A 243-nucleotide genomic window follows, 5' to 3' on the forward strand; every position below is an offset into this window, starting at 1 on the left:
TTTCTCTCTCTCCTTTCTTTCTCCTTTTCTCTTTCCTTTTCCTCCTCTCTTTTTTCTTCCCTTCCTTCCTCTTCTCCTCTTTCCCCTTCCTCCCCCTTTCTCCCTTTCTCCCTTCCCCCCCCCTTTTTTCTCCTCTTCTCTCTTCTTCTTCCTTTTCCCTCTCTCCTTCCTCCTTTTCCTTCTCCCCCTCCTTTCTTCTCTCTCTCCCTTCCTTTCCTCTCTCTCTTCTCCCCCCTTTTTCTT

1 protein-coding gene is annotated in these 243 nt (G+C 48.1%); it reads right to left on the reverse strand.

From position 1 onward, the window contains the following. Window positions 1-243: hypothetical protein (locus tag AB1471_RS19130; RefSeq protein ID WP_367781046.1), on the reverse strand; the 243-nt coding region annotated here is incomplete at both ends.

This window comes from Jeotgalibacillus marinus (assembly GCF_040801915.1).
Lineage (GTDB): Bacteria > Bacillota > Bacilli > Bacillales > Jeotgalibacillaceae > Jeotgalibacillus > Jeotgalibacillus marinus.